This is a genomic window from Halpernia frigidisoli (assembly GCF_900113805.1).
In the GTDB taxonomy this organism is placed as follows: Bacteria; Bacteroidota; Bacteroidia; order Flavobacteriales; family Weeksellaceae; genus Halpernia; species Halpernia frigidisoli.
This window is the reverse complement of sequence record NZ_FOQT01000004.1, coordinates 398,169-417,488: the sequence shown is the minus strand read 5'-3', so window position 1 is coordinate 417,488 and position 19,320 is coordinate 398,169. Positions and strand designations below refer to the sequence as shown.

Sequence of the window (19,320 nt, the reverse complement as noted above, 5' to 3'; positions counted from 1 at the left end):
TCTCGATTAAGGTCTGCAAAAGTAAATATTAATTCCCAGCTATACAAACTTTTTTAAATAAATATCTAAAAAATTTAACCGCCTTCTCTCCTACTTCTTCGCTACAAACCCCTTCCGATTTGAGAGTGCAAAAGTACATTTTCCATACATATCAACCAAAATTATATCCCTAATATTTTACACCAAAAACCTAAAATTCTAACAATCAAAGAGAAAAATTTAAAGAGAGTTGCTACTCATTTATAATATACCGATATAATAAATTTTAAAAATGATAAAAGTCCATCTAACGACGGACTTTTTAGTAAAATTTTATTAGATAGGGAAAAAATTAATTCTTAAATTTTGAGTAAATTACTGTTAAAAAATCGCCATAAGATTTTTCAAGTTTAGAAATATCGCCTGATTTTATATTTATTCCAGCTTTACCGTATGAATTGGAATTTACTTTAAATGAAGAAATTTGAAAATACTGCCCATTCTCATAACTATCCAAAATAATTTTAACAGAAGATCCCAAAAGTTTTCTGGTAGAAATCGTATAAATCGTCCCAGCTAAAATTTTCTTGAGCACAAAGGATCTTGGTGGCAATTCTACAATCTCATTATTGATACTGATCTTTTGAGATTTTTGCGATGCTGATATTATATATATGCTATTTGACTGATCTGAAAAATCAGACTTTTCTACCTCATATAAATTTAGCAAATAGTGCGATGTATCAATATCTTTTGAAATTCCGTCAACTGTGGGGAATGACTTGTAAGAAAACGCATTTGCACCAATCGTTTTTGCTTTCTTATATATAAGGTCAAAAACTGCAGTGTCGTCCGAAGAAAATCCCTGAACCTCAATTTCGCCGAGATATTTAGATTTTACAGAATCCGGATCAATTTTATATAAAAATTTGTCAGTATTATTTCCTGCACTTTCTACTTTATTCAAAATCACATTTTGAGCAAAAGTGAAATTAAGAAACAAAAGCGCTGCGATCTTTAAAAAGTTTTTCATTTGGCTAAATAATTTTTAACGGTGTCTTCTAAACTATTTTCCCAATGTTGCAATTCAACTTTATAAATTTTTTCAATTTTATCCAGACACATTGTACTTCGTTTCGGTCTTTTTGCAGGAGTTGGAAACTCTGAAGTTGTAATAGGATTTAGTTTTATTTTACTTTGAGAAAAATCTGCTATTTTTTGTGCAAAATGAAACCATGTTGTTTCGGGGTAATTGGAAAAATGAAAAATACCAGGCGTAAAATTTTCAGATTTGATGATCTTCATTACGGCTTCCGCCAGATCGTTTGCATTTGTTGGCTGACCAAACTGATCGTTTACAATATTCATCTCTTCTTTTTGAGGAAATAAATTGAGCATTGTTTTCATGAAGTTTTTATTAAACTCAGAATAAAGCCAGGAAGTTCGGATAACGACTGTTTTTGGATTTTCCTCCAGCGCAGCAATTTCACCTTCTCTTTTTGATTCGCCGTAAATACTTTGTGGATTTGTAAAATCTTCTTCATCGTAACTAAGATTTGTGTCGCCATCAAAAACGTAATCTGTTGAAATTTGAACTAAAGCCGTTTTATAGTCAGCGCTAACTTTTGCTAAATTGGAGACTGCAACGCTGTTAATTTCGAAAGCTTTGTCTTTTTCTGTTTCCGCTAAATCTACGGCGGTGTAAGCCGCGCCGTTTATGCAGAAATCAGGTTTAAATACCTGAAAAAATTCCTCAATCTGAATCTGGTTTGTGATATCTAAATTTTGTGAATCTCTAAAAATAAATTCAAATTCAGGGAAATCTGGTGCTAACTTTTGAAAACACTGTCCCAATTGTCCGTTTCCGCCGGTTACTAATATTTTTTTCATTGGATGATTTATCACTTTTTCTTTTTTTTAAACTTTAATTAAAATACAGTAATTTTCGAACTTTACATTTCCTGCAGCCCGACCTGAGTGGAGCTCCTTTTTTGTAATGCGACAGCATTATAAAAAAGAGCGGGAACGGAGGGCGGAAAAAGCTGCCCAAAAATTATAAGATCTATTCTTTTAAAACTGTTTATTCTGTTTCCTGAAATATTTTACCCGTCCGGCGAAATCAGTTTCTTCGATATCCATTTGAAATTTCTGAAATAATTCTTTCACATCGTCTGGCTGAATTTCTGATTTGCGTGTTTTCATGTTAAAATAAATAACCTGAACCCATAAAACGGCGTGAATTAATTTTTCGTCTTCACTTTTCATCAAAATTTCTATGGTAGACGTGCGGTCTGATATGAAAACAGTTTTGCTGGTGATGACCACTTTTTGATTATACCGAACTTCTTTTAAATAAGCGATTTCGTTTTGAACGGTGATCCAGGTGCAGCCGGTTTTTTTCGTCCAGGCTTCGTAGGTGAATCCGTAGAAATCTTCTACGTGATCTTCCCGCGCATTGAACATATATTCTAAATATTTCACATTATTGAGATGCCCAATTGGGTCACAATCGCTGAAACGGATCTTTACTTTTGTTGATATTTCTTTTTCCATTGGTGCAAAAATACGATTGATTAGATAAAGTTTTGTAGTTTAAATAAAAAAACCACCTCCGAAGAAGTGGTTTGTTTTTAAAGGAAATTAATATTAAAGTCCTAATTCTTTTCTTACTAAAGACGTTGCGTCCGGACCTGTTTTGTAGATCAAACTTGGGTTGTTTGCATCAAAAATGAAATCCCAACCGTTTGCTTTTGCTACTTTTTCTACTGCTGCATTGAATTTTGCCTCGATTGGTGCAAAAGTAGTATTGGTTTTATCAGCCACATCTTTTTGTGCTGCTGCAGATTTCGCCTGAAGGTCTGCCTGCATTTTTTGCAATTCAGCTTCACGCGTTTTGTTTACTTCAGCTGTTTGTTTTGGCGCTTCTTCCTGATATTTTTGAAAGATAGCTTGCGTAGATTCTCCTGCTTTTTGAATTTCTGCCTGTTTTGCTTTAGAATAAGCTTCCAGCTGATCATCAGCTTTTTTCTTTTCCGGCATCATGTTTAAAATTGTCGCAACATCTAAACTTGCTACTTTCTGGGCTTTAACACCTACACTTAAAAGCATCACTACGGCTGCAAATAATACACTTAATTTTTTCATAATCTGACTATAATAATTTTAAAATTGTTTATTGATTTATTTCTGTAACTTCTTTGTCTGCTCCTCTTTTAGCTTTTGAAGGTGCAATTTGTCTGGCTCCTTTTCCTTCGTTTACTGAACTACCTCTCTGAACAGGATTGCTTTTACTGTTAGTTTGCGGTTGATTTTTGATCAGCAAATCTAAAACTTTATCTGTATAATCGTATCTTTTTTCTAAATAAATTACGCTGATGTTATCACTTTTATCAAGAACTATACCCAAACTGTTTTTCTCTGAAACGGTTTTGATGGCATTCCAGATTTGATCCTGGAAAGGCTTCGTAAGATTTGAACGGGAACTGTTGATTTCTCCCATTGTTCCGAACCTTGAATTAAGCATCATTTTTACTTTTTTGCTTAAATCATCAATTTCTTTTTGTCTTTCTTTTAACTGATCGCCAACTAAAAGTACTTTTTCATTTTCAAAAGCTGCATTTTTTTTATCTAAATCAATCTGCATATTTTGAATCTCACTTTGCCAAGCTGCAATCTGTGAATTCAGTCTGGATTCTGCTTCCTTATATTGTGGCAGTTTTTCCAAAATATAATTGGTATCAACTACTCCAATTTTCTGGGCACTTGCCCACGTATTAAAAACTAAAAAAAGGACGGCGAAATATTTAATGCGACTCATAATTTAATTTTTTTTAAAAGTATTACAAACTTTGATTCAGCAAGAAGTGAGTTTTCCAACCTGCAGGTTCATTTGTACCAATAGATTTATCAAATCCGTAAGCAAAATCAAATCCAATCAATCCAAAAGCACCCATATAAACCCTAATACCAACACCCATCGATCTTTTTAACTGGAATGGATTGTATGATCCAAAACTATTCCAGGCATTTCCACCTTCTGCAAATGTTAGCGCGTAAATTTTTGCTGTTTGATTCATAGAAATAGGATAACGCAATTCCAGATTAAATCTGTTATATATCGTTGCACCTCCGTAAGGCGTAATATCGCCGGTTTGTCCACCCGTAGAAGAAGCATTTTCATAACCACGCAAAGGAATTAACTCCCGTCCGTCATAATTACCACCAACCTGTGCAACACCACCTACATAAAATCTCTCAAACGGCGGCGGACCTAATTCTTTTTTATATCCATTAAGGAAACCCATTTCGGCAGAACTTCTTAAAACCAGTTTACCAATAAGCGTATTATAGATATCTGCTTTTAGTTTAACCTTATAAAATTCAAGTAATTTATATTTTTCGCTGGATGTTTGTGTTGAATAATCTTTTTTACTAAACAGTGAATATGGCGGTGTAAACTTTAAACTTGCTTCTATATTTGAACCCTGAGTTGGAAATATTGGATCAATACCCGCAGAATTTCTACTTAAACCAAGATTAAAACTAAAGTTATTTGCAGATCCAAACTGTTCTGTTACTGTACCAAACTGAAAAGGATAGTTGCTAAAAGTATAGTTTTGAAACTGAATACCAGTGTAAAGTGAAAAGTAATCATCCGGCCACTGCAATCTCTTATTTAAACCAACACTTGCAGAAAAAATATTTAATCTTTGATCGCTAGGTATACCTGTTGTTGTATTAGCAACTGAGCCATAATTTACCAAAGATTGATTTACACTTACTGATAATGATGTTGGCTTTGTACCAAATAACCAAGGCTCAGTAAATGATATTCCGAAATTTTTAAAATACTGTCCAGCTTGTGCTTGTATTGATAATGTTTGACCATCACCTTGTGGAACAGGTTTAAAATCTTTAAACTTTAAAAAGTTGCTTAATGAAAAGTTATTAAAAGTAAGACCCAATGTTCCGATAAAAGAGCCACCACCGTAACCGGCCTGAAGCTGTACTTGTGAAGAACCTTTTTCAACTAATTTCCAGTGAAGATCAACTGTATTATCTTCAGGATGCGGCTGAATATCCTGACCAATCTGCTGCGGATCAAAAAATGACATTGACGCTAAATCAAAATATGTTCGTTTAATATCTGATTTTGCGAATAAATCTCCTGGTTTTGTACGAAGAGAACGCAAAATAACGTGGTCATGTGTAGTTGTATTTCCAGACCAGGTGATTCGGTTCCAGGTTGCTTTTTCACCTTCATTAATTCTGATTTCCAAACTGATCGAATCTCCTGTCACAGATTTCTCAATCGGTGTTACATTAGAAAAAAGAAAACCATTATTCATGTAAACAGATTTGATATCAGAATCATCTTCCTTACCTCCGTCTGCTCCTACTTTTTTATTAAAACCAACAGCATCGTAAATATCTCCTTTTTTATAACCTAAAACTTTCTGTAAAAAATCAGTGGAAAAAGTTGTATTTCCTAAGAACGAAATATCACCGATATAGTATTTTTTACCTTCACTAAGTTTTACATCGATCATGTAATTGTTTTTGGCATTTCTGTAAACAGAATCCGAAACAATTTTTGCATCTCTAAAACCAAGCGCGTTATAATAATTGATAAGATTATCCTTATCGTCATCGTATTTACTTTCTATAAATTTCGACGGTTTTAAAATTCCACCGATACTGAAACGTTTTTGTTTGGTATCTTTAAATGCTTTTTTTCGAAGTTTTGAATCAGAAACAACTGTATTCCCTTCAAATTCGATATGGTCGATCTTTATTTTTTTTCCTTTCTGGACATCAATCGTCCAGTCAACCAAATTCGGATCTTTGGCATTTACTTTATCCTGAATGGTGACATTTGCATCTGCAAAGCCCTTCTTGATATATTCTTTAGGAATATTTGTTTTTAATGTTGAAACTAAATTCTGAGTAATTTTTGTTCCCGGCTTAAGATTGTTGTCTTTTGCAAGTTTTTCACTTTTAGATTTACCAACGCCTTTACCTGTAAATTTTACTTCGCCAAGTTCTTTAAGATCCTGAAGATTAAATTTAAGAACAACATTTTCGCCTTCAACACTTTGTACATAAACTTCAACTTCCGAAAAATTGTCAGTTTCCCAAAGTTTTTTAATAGCATTACTTATTTTCTGACCCGGAATATCAACGCTTTCGCCTTTGCTTAAGCCCGTAAATCTCAAAATCTGATCAGCAGAATATTTTTTAACGCCATCTACAACGATATCTTTCAGAACATAAGTTCCAGGTGCGCTTTGTGCCTGCGCCGGATTTTCTGCCTGCGTCTGTGGCGGTGTAACCTGACCATAGAAATGTGCCGAAGCAACGAACATGAGAATTGGTAAGAATTTAAACTTCATTATTTTGTCCTAAACTTTTATTTTTATTTACTGTCAAGCTGTTCGCTTGTTTTTCCGTATCGTCTTTCTTTAAGCTGATAATCTAAAATACACTGAAAAAAATGTTCTTTTGTGAAATCCGGCCAAAGCACATCTAAAAACTGTAATTCTGCATAAGCAATTTGCCAAAGTAAAAAATTACTGATCCTTACTTCACCGCTCGTTCTGATCAACAGATCTACGGGTGGAAAATTTTTGGTGTAAAGATGATTTTCAAAACATTCCTCTGTGATGTCATCGATGTCAAGTTTCCCGTCTTTTACTTCCTGGCTGATTTCTTTTACAGCCTTTAGCATTTCTTTTTGAGAACCATAACTTAAAGCAAGTATTAAATTCCCATTTTTGTTATCTTTTGTAATATCAGCAAGGCTTAAAAGTTGATCCCGAACCAGATCCGGCAATAAATTAATATCACCGATAACATGCAATTTTAAACCTTTGTTATGAATTTCTTCAGCTTCAAGTAAAAGTGTCTTAGAAAGCAGATTCATTAAAGTACTTACCTCATCATTTGGTCTGTTCCAGTTTTCTGAAGAAAATGTATAAAGTGTGAGATAAGGAATTCCGATCTCATTGCAAGCATTAATGGCATTTCGAACGGCATCAATGGCATTTTTGTGACCAAAAGTACGTTCTTCGCCACGGCTTTTCGCCCATCTTCCATTTCCGTCCATTATAACAGCAACATGTTTCGGAAGTTTATCTAATGCTATTTGATCTTTTGCTGACTGCATGGGCTTATTGTTCACAATAGCAAGGTTGTCTGCCGAAAGAGTAAGAAATACCAAGTGTGATACTGTTTACCCAATCTTTTGAATTAATATTTCCTACCTGTCTGTTTTTAATAAAATCGTCCTGTATCTGCTTTGTAACTGCAAGATAGGGATCACTCTGAAGAAGCGATTTTTTACCTGTAGTATCTAAAATATCTTTATTGTAAGTTACTTTTAAATCTTTATTAGTTACAACACTATAATCTATCGCATCAGTGAAAGTTGGACGAAACATTAATTCTCCAAAAAGTGCCCAGTTGTAATTAAATTTATATTTTAAACCAACACCAAACGGCACGGATAATGTCGCCTTTTGACCTTGTGTATAACTTTGTGTTGTGACAAAATCATTAGGATTATTAGGATCCGGAGCTATTGCATTTCCTGCAGCATCTCTATTGAAGTCAAAACTAAGTTGTGATTGTGCCACATCTGTGATCATTCCACCTAAACCGCCAAAAATATAAGGACTCAAAAGACTTTTTTGCTCATTATTAACGGGGAACAAATTGTATTCAAATAAAACGTCCGCTTCGTAAACTGAGTTAGTGCCGGACAACTTTCTGAATCTTCGGTAATTTTCTTTTGCCTGCGAATCTAAAAACTGGATATGACTGTACCCAACATTAAATCTTAATGTCTGGTAAGGATTAAAGTTCATCCTGTAAACAATTCCTGCATAAAAAGGAACGCCATAACTTGACAGATCACTCAATACTGGTTTTTGCAAAAAATAGGCTGTGTTCCCAATATCACCTACCAGATTGCTAAAGCCTAACTGCACACCAATTTCATAGCGCTGAGCTTTAACAAAAAAACTAAGGAGCAGGGCGGCGAAAAAAGAAAATAAAAATTTCAAATTCATTCAAATAAGTTTGAACTGTTTTAACGTTTCAAAAATAATTTTTGCAAATATAAAACAATTTTGTTTTAAGGAGCTTCTTAATTTTTCGTTAAAAAACCCGAAATAAGTATAAATTTCTTATAATAAAACGGAAAAAAAACCCTTTTATTTTTAAATCTAAACTAAAAGAAAAGTTTGGTTCAGAAATCGGTTATTATTAATTTCTAGTGAATAAATTTTTAAGCTTATTTGAAAATCTTATGAGCCACGGTTCTTGATAATTTTTATCTTCATCAAAATAACCATAGCCGTAGCCATAACCGTAGCCATAACCGTAACCATAACCCTGTTTCACAGAATAGTCGTTATAAATAAGTCCAAGATGTTTTATTTCCTGATTTTTATATTTCTCCATGATCATTTTGAGCATATATTTCTCAGTATATTCATGGCGAACAACATAAACATTAGCATCGGAATATTTCATCAACTCGAAAGAATCTGCCACTAAACCAACCGGTGGAGAATCTATAATGATAAAATCATAGATTTTTCTCAATTCAGCAATAAACTCGATATTTTTTTCACCCATTAAAAGTTCAGAAGGATTTGGCGGTATTGGCCCTGAAGTCGCCACATCCAAACCTGCAATTCTTGTTTTATTAATGATCTGGTCAATGGTCACTTCACCAGTAAGATAGTTTGAGATACCAAATTTATTGTCAATGTTAAAATCACCAAAAATCTTTGGTTTTCTCAGATCCATTCCTAGTAAAATGGTTTTTTTACCACTTAAACCTAAAACTGAAGCAATATTTATTGAAACATAAGTTTTTCCTTCACCTCCAATTGAAGATGTAATGAGGATCACTTTACTCTGATTATCCTGATTATGCAAAAATCTTAAATTGGCTCTTATCCCGCGGAAAGCCTCTGATATAGAAGATTTTGGTTGTTCTAAAACTGTTAGATTATTATCGTGACTGTTATTTCCGATCACACCTAAAAGAGGCATTTTGGTCACTTGTAACAATTCTTTTACGTTTCTGATCTTATTGTCCAGCAACTCACGCAACAAAATGATAAGGAGAGGAATAAGCATTAAAAATCCAATAATGAGCAATTTTGCACGTGAAATATTTGGTGCAATTGGTCCCTGTCCCAAATTTTTTGCAGGATCTATAACCGTAATATCAGATTTATTACTTGCGACTCGAATTGACGTTTCATTTTGTTTGGTTAAAAGCGTATTGTAAGTCGCTTCTATCATATTATAACCGCGCTCTACATCAAGATATTTTCTCTCTTTTTCAGGATAAGTCGCCAGATCGCCTTCCGATGAAGAAATTTTTGAATTTAAAGCCTGCAACTGATCAGCAAAAACACCGTAATATTTTCTCAAACTACCGTCAGATTTGCCTCGGGATTCATTAATAAGTCGGTTAATTTCGCGCATTGGCGCAGAATTGGGCTGATAAATAGTAGCCAGTTCCCGTCGTTTTAAATACAGTGCTTTTAATTCTGAAACTGTGGCGCTAAACATTCCATCTTCGATTCCTGCCGCATTTAAACTGATCAGATTATCTAAATTTGAGCTTGCGACTGAACTTCTAACGGAATTTAAAGAATTGATCTTCGTGATAAGTTCCGCTTTTTGCTTTTCAAGATCTTTTATTTCTGTTAAGGCTTTTTCGTCCCTGTTAGTAATATCGTAAAGACCTTCGTTTACCTTTAAATCATTTAATTTATTAGCAGCAGAATCTAATTTTTTTCTAATTTTTACTAAATTTTCTTTGATGTAATCTGAAGTATTTTCATCAACCATATTTTGATCTTCTACTCTTTTCTTTTTCAACTCCTTCACGGACATATTGAGGAAATTAACCGTACCGTTAAGATTATAACCTCTTTTCGAGATGATCATAATAGTACTGATTTCCTTGTCAAAACTTACTCCTACATTCTGAATAATCTCATTTACGGCATCATTTACTGTGGTAAGTGAAATGATGACATTTTCAAGTTTTATTGAAGGATTCTGTGGATTTTGAACGAGTTTAAAACGAAGATTTGGCGTTGTGTACCATTGATTTAAACTGACGATCTTGTTTGCCGGTCTTTCAAAACCAGAAATATTCTCAAATCCTTCACCTAAAAAACTGTACAAATAAGTACTTTGACCTTCTTCCGGAAGCTCAACTTCATATTTGTTGCCTCCTTTTGGAATCAGCGTAATCGGATAATTGACTTGCTGCAAATGAGTCTTATCGATTTCTAAAAAAACCGGAGAATCATTTTTATCTAAATAAGTGGCTTTTATAAGTCCTTTTGTAGAATAATTAGAAAAAAGATCTAGCTTTTTAACTAAGTATTCATTGTGAGTTCGGGAAAGCAATAATTTTTTTAAAAATATCCCATCCTGGTTTCCGGTTTGTCCCCAAATAAAATTAATGGACTGATTTGGAGTGAAATAACTGGCGGTGTTATTTGAAATACTTAAAGAAAGTTCTGAGGCGTAAATTCTTTGCGCATAATATTTAGAGTAAATAAAGGAAAGAAAATAACCCAAAGAAAACATCAGCAAAAACCAATACCAATTTTTAATGATATTCCGAAGAAAATGTTCAATATCGAAAAAGGCAAAAGTTCCAAGTTTTTCTTTCGCAGGGATATTCGCTTCTGTATTTTCTGGAATCATAAGATTAAAGTCTGGATAGAATTAAATATATAGAAAGTGCTGTTGTGATGACACTTACGCCCGTCGTCAATGTTTGGATAGGATCTTTGCCTAGACCATTCAGGTTTTTTGGTCTAGTATTAAGATAAATTTCGTCACCGTTTTGCAACCAGTAGTATTCAGAATTCATGGCATCTTCACGGGTAAGATCAATTTTTGCGATCTTGATACCTTCCGGATATTTCCTGTGAATGGTTATGTTTTTTCTATCAACAGTTCTGTTCAGTCCGCCATTATCGGCAAGTGCTTCAGTAAGGGTTAACGTGCTTTTGTGCGCGATTTTTTCGCCGGTCATTCCTACCGTTTCTACATCGCCAATTATCGTATAAGTAATCCCGTCAGTATTTAATCTAACCTGAGATTTACCCTCTAAAAAATTTTCATTTACGCGAAGCTGAATCTCATCGGAAACATCTTTTATAGTTTTTCCTTCTGCTTTTATGTAGCCAATTCCAAAAATATTGATTTCGCCGTTTACATCTACTTTTAACCCATTAAAATAAATATTAGCATTTCCCGAACTACCGCCTCCGCCGGAAACACTTACTCCAGATCCTCCAGAGCTGGAACCGCCCGTACCTCCACCTTCTCCGCTCGCATATAAATTAGAATAAAACTGCGCTGCATCGCCTTTGGGAGTGGTAACAATATTTAAAGTTAAGATATCATTTTTAGTAATTCTGTAAACAGGAATATTATACGGAACTAAACCTTCTTCATTGATGACCAAACTTTCGCTCGGTTGAAAATAACGCACATCTTTTATCGTAACGCAAGATGTAAGCGCAAAAACAGTGAAAATTATTAGGAATATTTTTAAAAATTTCATTATAAGTTGTAAAGGTTGCAAAAATAACGATTTATTTGGATTTTCTAATTTTTAATTTAATTTCAGGAATGAAAACGCCCATAAAACCTAAACTTACAATTAAAAAGAGCAAAAGGTTATTATTTAAATGTCTAAAAAAGTAAGCGAAAATCACGATGAAAAAATAATAAAATATAATATATGCTGTAGATCTTCTGTGCGTATAACCCAATCTCAATAATTTATGGTGAACGTGATTAGTATCTGCTTCCATCAATGGTTTTTTATTGATCAATCTGATGATAATTACATTCAGTGTATCAATAATTGGTAAAATAAGAATGGCGACGGCAATAACTGGCGCACTGTTAAGATGATACCGCGGAATTTCTGCAATTTTTTTATCAATGAAGATATCCATAAAACAAATACCGGTAAAAGCCAAAAGAAAGCCTAAAACCATCGAACCGGTATCACCCATAAAAATTTTTTGCTGCCTGAAATTTGACAGATTGTAATATAAAAAAGCCAAAACAGAACCCACGATCACAGCTGAAAGAATAACTAACGGATAATTATAAGGTCCTAGTCGAAAATAACTGATCGCGAAAAATATACTGCACATCACAGAATAACTTCCCGCTAAACCATCTATACCGTCAATTAAATTAAATGCATTAATTAAAATAACAAAAGTGAAAATACTAAGAATCACACTGATGTAATAGGACATTTCATAAATACCAAAAACACCAAACAAACTTCTGATGCGCACATCCGAACCTATTACCATTAAAACAGAAACCAAGATCTGCGCAATTAATTTCTTATAAGCCCGCATGATCATTATATCATCTTTAACGCCAACAAAGAGCAGTATTATCAGTGAAGCAAAAAGAAATTTATATTCTTTAAAAAGTTCTGAGGCAAAAATAGAAGCGCATACACAAAGTGCAAAAACAATAGCAATACCGCCCAAATTCGAAATTTTCCGCATGTGAGAACTTCTTGCGCCAGGTTCGTCCATTAAATTTTTTCGGCGGGATATTTTTATAATGCTTGGTATCGTAAAAAATGTGATCAAAAATGAAAAACCAAATCCCAAAAATAACTTCAACCAAAAAATGGGGAAGTGTAAAGAAGTGAACATGATCTCAAATCTATCCATAAATTAATTCCAAAGGTAATTTTGATATCTGTCTGGCGTAAATCTGCCGTTTCTGCCTTGGTAACTGGCGAAAACGAAATAGTAAAATACCACAAACAAAACCAATATCAAATGTAAAAATTTTTTATAACGAATGTCAGCAATTGAGGCTAAATTATTTGGCAAAATCATTGCGGCAAAAAACATATAAATGCCGGGTAATCTTGTTGAAAAAATCGGACTTCCACGCATCACGAAAAACAGGCAGACGCCACAGAGACCAAGGTTACGCATGTATTCGTAATAAGGGATTTTTGCACAGGTTTCTTCGTTTAATGTGACGATAAAAAAGACATAGAGCAAACTTATTAAATCAAAAAACTTTATAATTCCTGTTTCTCCGCCTTCAATATTGACATAATCTGAATATCCCTGGTAAACTTCCTGTGGCGCGATGGCGTTAAGAAAACCAAGATTATTGTAAATCTCAAACGGTGATAAAGCCATGCAAAAAAGAACAAGAGCGATAATTTTTGTCTTTGTCAAAGGGACTTTTGCGAGCCAGTAAGCAGGTACAAAAACTGCGGCCGACTTATGAAATCCTAAAGCAAAATACATCACGATCAAAAACATCAATAAATTTCTTTCTTTTATATATTTAAAGGAAAAAATTGCCACAGCCATCGCCAGACCCTGCCGGATCTGTCCGCAATCTGCAATAAAATAAGCGGGAATAATATATAAAAGTAAACCTGTAGCTGGATAAGCCACGTATTTTTCAATCGTGTAAAATTTTGGAATTAGCGCGATAATAGCGACAAAAGCCGTAAAAATAAAAAAAGGCAAACCGGCAAGAAAAAAAGTATTATTAAATAGAAGGTAAAGCCATTCAATTTCCAGAGAATTTTTCTGAAAAAGTGCTTTACTGAAAATCTCCGCATAATCTATATGAAGCGGAAAATAACTGTACATACTTTGATAAATAGGATAATCCGCTCCCACACCTTTTCTGAAACCGGCAAAAATGATCAGCAAAATGACAACAAACCAAACCGTTTTGTAGTTCTTAATTTCACGGCCATAAACTTCTAAAAAACTGTAGCCTATTAAAATTAAAATGGTAACGGTAAAAACAGGATGTAAAATTTGCAACTTATTTTATATTTTTTTGATGAAGATCTGCGTTAACTTATTAAACCCAAAAAAGTAGAGAACGTAATAAATTATTTTAGTCAGCGGCAAAGATAACAGATAATTTTTACCAAAACGGCGGTAAAATAATATTTCGCGCACCGTTATTTTATTTTCTTTTACAAATTCGCAATAAGCGTTGTGCAATTTTTCTGCAACAAATTCATCTTTTACAAAAGCGGAATACGCCAAAAATGTATAAACCCCTTCTAAAATTTTAAAATTTTTGAGCGTACTTTTATGTCCTGAATATTTTGAATTTTTAAAATCTTCCGAGACATCATTTACGGCTTTTAAAATATCTAAACCTTTAAGAGTATGCGTTTTACTGATAGAATCCGTACGCTCAAGATATTGGTAATAAAAACTTTGCGTTTGTGCTAAAGTCGTACATTTTAGAAGAAGTTTTGGAATTAATTCGATGTCCTCAAAATGTCTGCTTTTTTTAAAACGAAGATCATTAAAAAGGTCTTTTCTAAAGATTTTATTACAGGCAAAATATGAAAGATCCGCAAAAACATCAAAATTTTCTTTAAGATTAATGCCTTCCGGGAGATGTGGAATTTGGGTTAATTGCTGTGTGTTTTTTCCCATTTCATCAACTTTTTGAAGATTACAGATCACCATTTCAGCACTGTGTTTTTCTGCTAAATCAATCATTTCTTCAAACATATTTTCAGAAACATAATCATCACTATCCACAAAGCCAATATAATTTCCGGTAGCTTTGTCTAAACCAAAATTTCTCGCATCGCTTAAACCACCATTTTCTTTGGTAAATGATTGTATCTTTTGCGGAAAATTTTGTTGAAATTTATCGATAATTTTCTGCGAACCGTCTGTACTTCCATCATTAATGACGAGAATTTCTACCTCATCTAAAGTTTGATTCACCAAAGAATTCAGGCATTTTTCCAGATATTTTTCTACGTTGAAAACCGGTACAATGACGGAAACTTTGGTCATTTTTTATTTATTTAAAAAATTTAAAAGACGCTGAGTCAGATTTTCTTTCTTTGCCGCCTCATAATCCAAATGTGAACATGGCAGACAGTTTTCTATTTTGTCATCTGACCCAAAATACCACAGATTTTTAAAAGTATCTCTTTTAAAAGTATAATTTTCATCTTTTACCAAAACATGGAAAGTTTCGTAAAAACGTTCTTTCGGATGAGAATTCTGAAGATCAATTCCTAAAATTAAATACCAGATCATTTGCGCTAAAAGCTGGTGATTTAGTACGTTTTCTGCGTCAAAATTAAAGTTAAAAATCCCTACTGATCTTAGATTTTCACCTAAACCTATTTCCTGCATATAAGCGCAGATTTCTCGACGGTTTAAACCATTTACCTGCGGATGAATTGAAAAACTTTCGGCAAAACTTTCAATGGCGTCGCAGTTTACGGTTACCAAATCTGCCTTTCTGAAGAAAGGTTCTGCTTTCTCGGTCACATTCATCATTTCTGCCAAACGAATGATATCAAAATCGACATCTTTAATTAAATCGACAGATTCCAAAGGATTTAAATGTTTTTGATAGGCCAAATGGTGATAATTTTCTACAGATAAATTTTTTGAACTTAAGATCTTCGTTAGAAAATTCTTCTCAGAAAGAGTATCTGCAACATTTCCCAACTCGATTTTACTGTTGATCTGTGTATAACTAATATTTTTTTGGTGAAAATTTAAAGCTGAAAAAAGTGAAAAAGCAAGATCATTACTTCCTCCAATTATTACCGGAACTGCATTTTTATAATGACAAAGCGAAAGAAATTCCTGCAAAACATAATGTGTATCTTCAATAGTTTTACCGGAAATAAGATCGCCGAGATCACAAACCGTTGTTTCCAGCTGTAAATGTGACAATTTATAAAGCTGTTTTCTTACCCTTCTAAAATCCTGACTTTCACCGCTTCCTTTTGCACCTCTAAAATCTGAAACAAAAAGCAAAACAATGCTGTTCTCGATTATTTCCCTTTTAATAAAATGACCAAGTTGCCAGTTTTCAGTTTTAATTTCCGGAGCGGGAATGATGAAGTCCTCAATATTCATAAAATATTTTAATTATTAGTTTGGACAAATTTAAAAAAAAAAGACGCAATTAAAATTGCGCCTTCTTTTAAATAAAATGATTATTTAGTTTTTATCATTTTCTTGGTTATTATTTTGCCTTCACTGTCTGTAATTTTTAAGATATAGGTTCCCGGTAATAAATCAACAGCGTCGATCTCTGTATTTTTTACTTTACCTGTCCGTACTACTTTTCCTGAGATATCATAAATTTCAAATTGTGCTTTCAATTCTTTTTTTAGATAAATTTTGTCACGGAAAGGATTTGGATAAATATCTTTACTTACGTCAGTATTTGCCGGAGGAATATTTATCGTTGATAAAGTGCTGTTGCTTGTTTTTACTGGATTTATCAATAAAAATCTTGGCTCATCTTTCGCGCATCTTACTGACATTGCAGCTTGTGGATAAGCGCCTGTTCCTGCCTGCATGCTATTTTGATCAAATTCCATTGCAAGACCATATCCTGTTCCAAGATCTGCTAATGAAGCCAACCAGACACCACTTCTTTCCACTGAAACTTTATTACCTCCAAATTCACCTCTAATTCCCGCGAAAGGAAAATTGCCGACATTATAATTACCTGATTCAAATTTCACGTAATAATTCTGAACATTTTCTCCTTCGTAATAATCAGAAATACCGGTAGCCTGATCCTGAATTAAGCCATCTTTTCCATAACGGTCTTTTTTGCTGCCATTATAAAAAGGAGAATTTCCTTTTGAACTTGTGTAAAGCGCCGTGTAAGAAACATCAGGAACTCTCCATCCATCCGGACAAGGATCGAAAACAGATTTCTTATCAGCATGACCCCATCTTTCCGGTGCTTTAGATTGTTTATCAGAAACCCAATCGCGGATCTGACTTACATCGTTATTGGATTTTATTCCACCATCGTATAGTTGCCCCGCTCCAGATCTGTACAAAAACTGCATTGGATTGTTAACGGAATATAAAATATTTTCAGATATTTTTTTTGTTTCGTTTGAATTGTTTGAAGCGTATAAACTGTATTCTTTGCTGTAATTTCTTTCATAATCGTCGCCACTAATATTGGAATAATTTAAAATTCCTGTCTCAGAAGTATTTTCTGCGCCAAGATAAACCATAGCTGACGTTCCGGCATTTGATAAATTTCTAAACAATGGCATCGCGTCTTTTCTGCCCCACTGATAATGAAGTCCACTCGATAAAACTGAAATATCATTTGGAGTAAAATTGCTATTATTTTTTGCAGCTAAACGTGCGCCCAAATTTCTGTCCATAAAATTAGTCGTCATCGCTGCAAGATTACTTTTCGTCAAATTAACAAAATTATAAGCAGCAGGAGTTGGATCTTCCGTTGTGTAGGTGATTGTACCTGGTTGTTCGCCCGGGCTCCAAATTTGCCAGCTCCAATAAGCAGGAGTTTCGGTGGAATTGTTGTGAAGAGATACAACTGCATTCCCTACTTGATTTGGATCTAAATTAATAATTATTTTGCCGTCACGCACATCACCTGAACCTAAATTAAGACTAATATCTTTAACCAGATCTTTATTATCTGTCCAAAGTATTTTTGCTACCAAATGGTTTGTAGGTAAATTATCCTGATTAGTTAACACCTGATTGTAAACAGCAAAAGCTTTACTAATTGGAATTTCTAAAACCGGCTGAGCGATTACCATATAAGTATTTGGTGCATCTAAACCATTTGCATAACTTTCTTCAGTATCTGCAAAATATTGAGTTGGAAAATGTCCTATAAAATCAATATTTGGATCTCTCATACATCTTACTGCCATTGCGTCTTTACTTAGACCAGTTTGATTTACATAAACACTATTAAGTCCTGCTGCAGAAACATCCTTTCTTTCTGCATCTGAAATTACTCCCAGATATCTTGGTCCATCAAAACCGTAAGTACCGCTCCAAAGTCCACCATTAGAATTCTCATCCTGATAAATGGAATAAATTGATGTATTGGGCGCAACTGAGTTAGGATAATATTTATATCCTCCTGTAATTGGTACTAAACCTAAATTTCGGCCACCATTTTGAGCCTTAGAAAAATCTATACCAAGACCAGGGTAAACTTTTACGCCATCAAGCGCAGCGTTTAACATATCTGGTTTTATTAAATTATAACCATTTGTATCATCATTACCGCCGCTGTTTTTTCTGCCCCAAGGTCCCATATTATTATTTGTGGTCACTCTACCATAATACGACGGTACTCTCCAGCCATCCGGACAAGGGTCTAATTCTGATTTAAGTTCATATGAACGTGTATCATTCTTTATTTGAGTATTTGAACTGTTTGCGTTTCCATTTCCCCCTTTAAAATTATCTGACCAAAGATCCCATGCCATAAAATCAGTTCCCGGACCTTCTGAACGGTGAAGTTTATTGGAAAACCAATTGGCGTTATCAGTATTGATAATTAGCGTTAAGGGATTTTTTACCGCAAAATTCATGTTTTTTTCAATCTCATTGAACTCGCGAATTTTTAGCGGGATAGTTTTATCAGAATCTATCGTTCTGTGTTTTAAATTTCCAACCTCTCCATCAAGCTCATAAAAGAAAAAATCTTTATTTGCCAAAGCCGGAAACGGATCTTTTCTGCCCCATTCATAAAGCAAACCTCCGGATTTTTGCCACTGATTTCCTAAAAAGCTGTCTGTTGAAGCACCTAAATTACGGTCCATATACTGCACTTCTATCGGATTTCCGTTTTTGTCAGTTTCGAATCCCTGCTTATAACTTACACCATTTTCAGGATTATCGGTTACCCAAATATGCCAGCTCCAGTAGATCACACCATTAACTTTAAAAGCGATCACGGCATTGCCCTTTCCTTTTCCTTTGTTAATGTTAACTTTTATTGTAGAATCTTCCGGTGAAGATCCCGCGTTTACAGCGACACTTTCTACAAGTCCGGCAAGATCTTCCCAATAAAGTGTTGCACTTAGGTTACCTTGGGGAATTGGCGTAAACTGTCCGTTATTTTTTAAATAATCATATTTAGCCCACATTTCGTAGGCTTTTTTGACAGGAATTTCCAAACCACCATAATTGTTTGTTTTTGCCACATCAAGATCATAAATGTAGCTGTTGGGTGATTTTGCGAAATCAAATGTCTGTGTGTTAGCTTTCATACCTGATGAAGCTTCCACATTGGAAAAATTTGAATGATTAGCTGTTTGCGCTTGTGCAAATACAGAGCTTACTACGAATAGTAGAAAATAATTTTGCTTCATTGTTAAAAAAATTAGAGTTATTTATCTATTTTTTAACATCATTTTTGTGTTGAGATTTTTTGAAGCAACATTTGTGTCTTGCAATAATAGTATATTTTTTT

Annotated in this window: 15 protein-coding genes; all 15 read right to left on the bottom strand. The window is 33.9% G+C overall.

The window, feature by feature from the left end:
- Nucleotides 1-331 precede the first annotated feature (331 nt).
- Complete coding sequence (locus tag BM238_RS12235) at nt 332-1,012, bottom strand: hypothetical protein (RefSeq protein WP_090081538.1); 681 nt, start codon at nt 1,010-1,012, stop codon at nt 332-334.
- On the bottom strand, nt 1,009-1,869 hold the full coding sequence (rfbD, locus tag BM238_RS12230; protein WP_090081535.1) for a dTDP-4-dehydrorhamnose reductase: 861 nt from the start codon (nt 1,867-1,869) through the stop codon (nt 1,009-1,011). Before rfbD ends, BM238_RS12235 begins: the two co-directional genes overlap by 4 nt.
- 180 nt (nt 1,870-2,049) lie before the next feature.
- Nucleotides 2,050-2,532, bottom strand: a complete 483-nt coding sequence (locus BM238_RS12225) for an acyl-CoA thioesterase (RefSeq protein ID WP_090081533.1) — start codon at nt 2,530-2,532, stop codon at nt 2,050-2,052.
- Nucleotides 2,533-2,625: 93 nt separating this feature from the next.
- Complete coding sequence (locus BM238_RS12220; protein WP_090081529.1) at nt 2,626-3,123, bottom strand: OmpH/Skp family outer membrane protein; 498 nt, start codon at nt 3,121-3,123, stop codon at nt 2,626-2,628.
- Nucleotides 3,124-3,151: 28 nt separating this feature from the next.
- Complete coding sequence (locus BM238_RS12215; RefSeq protein WP_090081510.1) at nt 3,152-3,796, bottom strand: OmpH/Skp family outer membrane protein; 645 nt, start codon at nt 3,794-3,796, stop codon at nt 3,152-3,154.
- A 22-nt stretch (nt 3,797-3,818) separates the two neighbouring features.
- The gene (bamA, locus tag BM238_RS12210) at nt 3,819-6,371 is read right to left on the bottom strand and encodes an outer membrane protein assembly factor BamA (RefSeq protein ID WP_090081506.1); all 2,553 of its coding nucleotides are present in this window, start codon (nt 6,369-6,371) and stop codon (nt 3,819-3,821) included.
- A 23-nt stretch (nt 6,372-6,394) separates the two neighbouring features.
- Nucleotides 6,395-7,144, bottom strand: coding sequence for an isoprenyl transferase (locus tag BM238_RS12205; RefSeq protein ID WP_090081503.1), 750 nt, complete (start codon nt 7,142-7,144; stop codon nt 6,395-6,397).
- 4 nt (nt 7,145-7,148) lie between these two features.
- Nucleotides 7,149-8,048 (bottom strand): type IX secretion system protein PorG, encoded by a 900-nt coding sequence (gene porG, locus BM238_RS12200; protein WP_090081500.1) that lies wholly within the window; start codon nt 8,046-8,048, stop codon nt 7,149-7,151.
- A gap of 196 nt (nt 8,049-8,244) precedes the next feature.
- Nucleotides 8,245-10,725, bottom strand: coding sequence for an exopolysaccharide transport family protein (locus tag BM238_RS12195; protein ID WP_090081498.1), 2,481 nt, complete (start codon nt 10,723-10,725; stop codon nt 8,245-8,247).
- Between the two features lie 4 nt (nt 10,726-10,729).
- Nucleotides 10,730-11,593 carry a polysaccharide biosynthesis/export family protein gene (locus tag BM238_RS12190; protein ID WP_090081496.1) on the bottom strand — a complete coding sequence of 288 codons (864 nt, stop codon included), beginning with the start codon at nt 11,591-11,593 and terminating at the stop codon, nt 10,730-10,732.
- A 31-nt stretch (nt 11,594-11,624) separates the two neighbouring features.
- A complete protein-coding gene (locus BM238_RS12185) occupies nt 11,625-12,740 on the bottom strand; it encodes a glycosyltransferase family 4 protein (protein WP_090081493.1) in 1,116 nt (371 codons plus the stop codon).
- Nucleotides 12,741-12,743: 3 nt separating this feature from the next.
- Nucleotides 12,744-13,871 (bottom strand): EpsG family protein, encoded by a 1,128-nt coding sequence (locus tag BM238_RS12180; protein WP_090081490.1) that lies wholly within the window; start codon nt 13,869-13,871, stop codon nt 12,744-12,746.
- Between the two features lie 6 nt (nt 13,872-13,877).
- On the bottom strand, nt 13,878-14,876 hold the full coding sequence (locus BM238_RS12175; RefSeq protein WP_090081487.1) for a glycosyltransferase family 2 protein: 999 nt from the start codon (nt 14,874-14,876) through the stop codon (nt 13,878-13,880).
- 3 nt (nt 14,877-14,879) lie between these two features.
- Nucleotides 14,880-15,962, bottom strand: a complete 1,083-nt coding sequence (locus tag BM238_RS12170) for a formimidoylglutamase (protein WP_090081484.1) — start codon at nt 15,960-15,962, stop codon at nt 14,880-14,882.
- A gap of 80 nt (nt 15,963-16,042) precedes the next feature.
- Complete coding sequence (locus BM238_RS12165) at nt 16,043-19,219, bottom strand: T9SS type A sorting domain-containing protein (RefSeq protein WP_090081482.1); 3,177 nt, start codon at nt 19,217-19,219, stop codon at nt 16,043-16,045.
- Nucleotides 19,220-19,320: the final 101 nt, after the last annotated feature.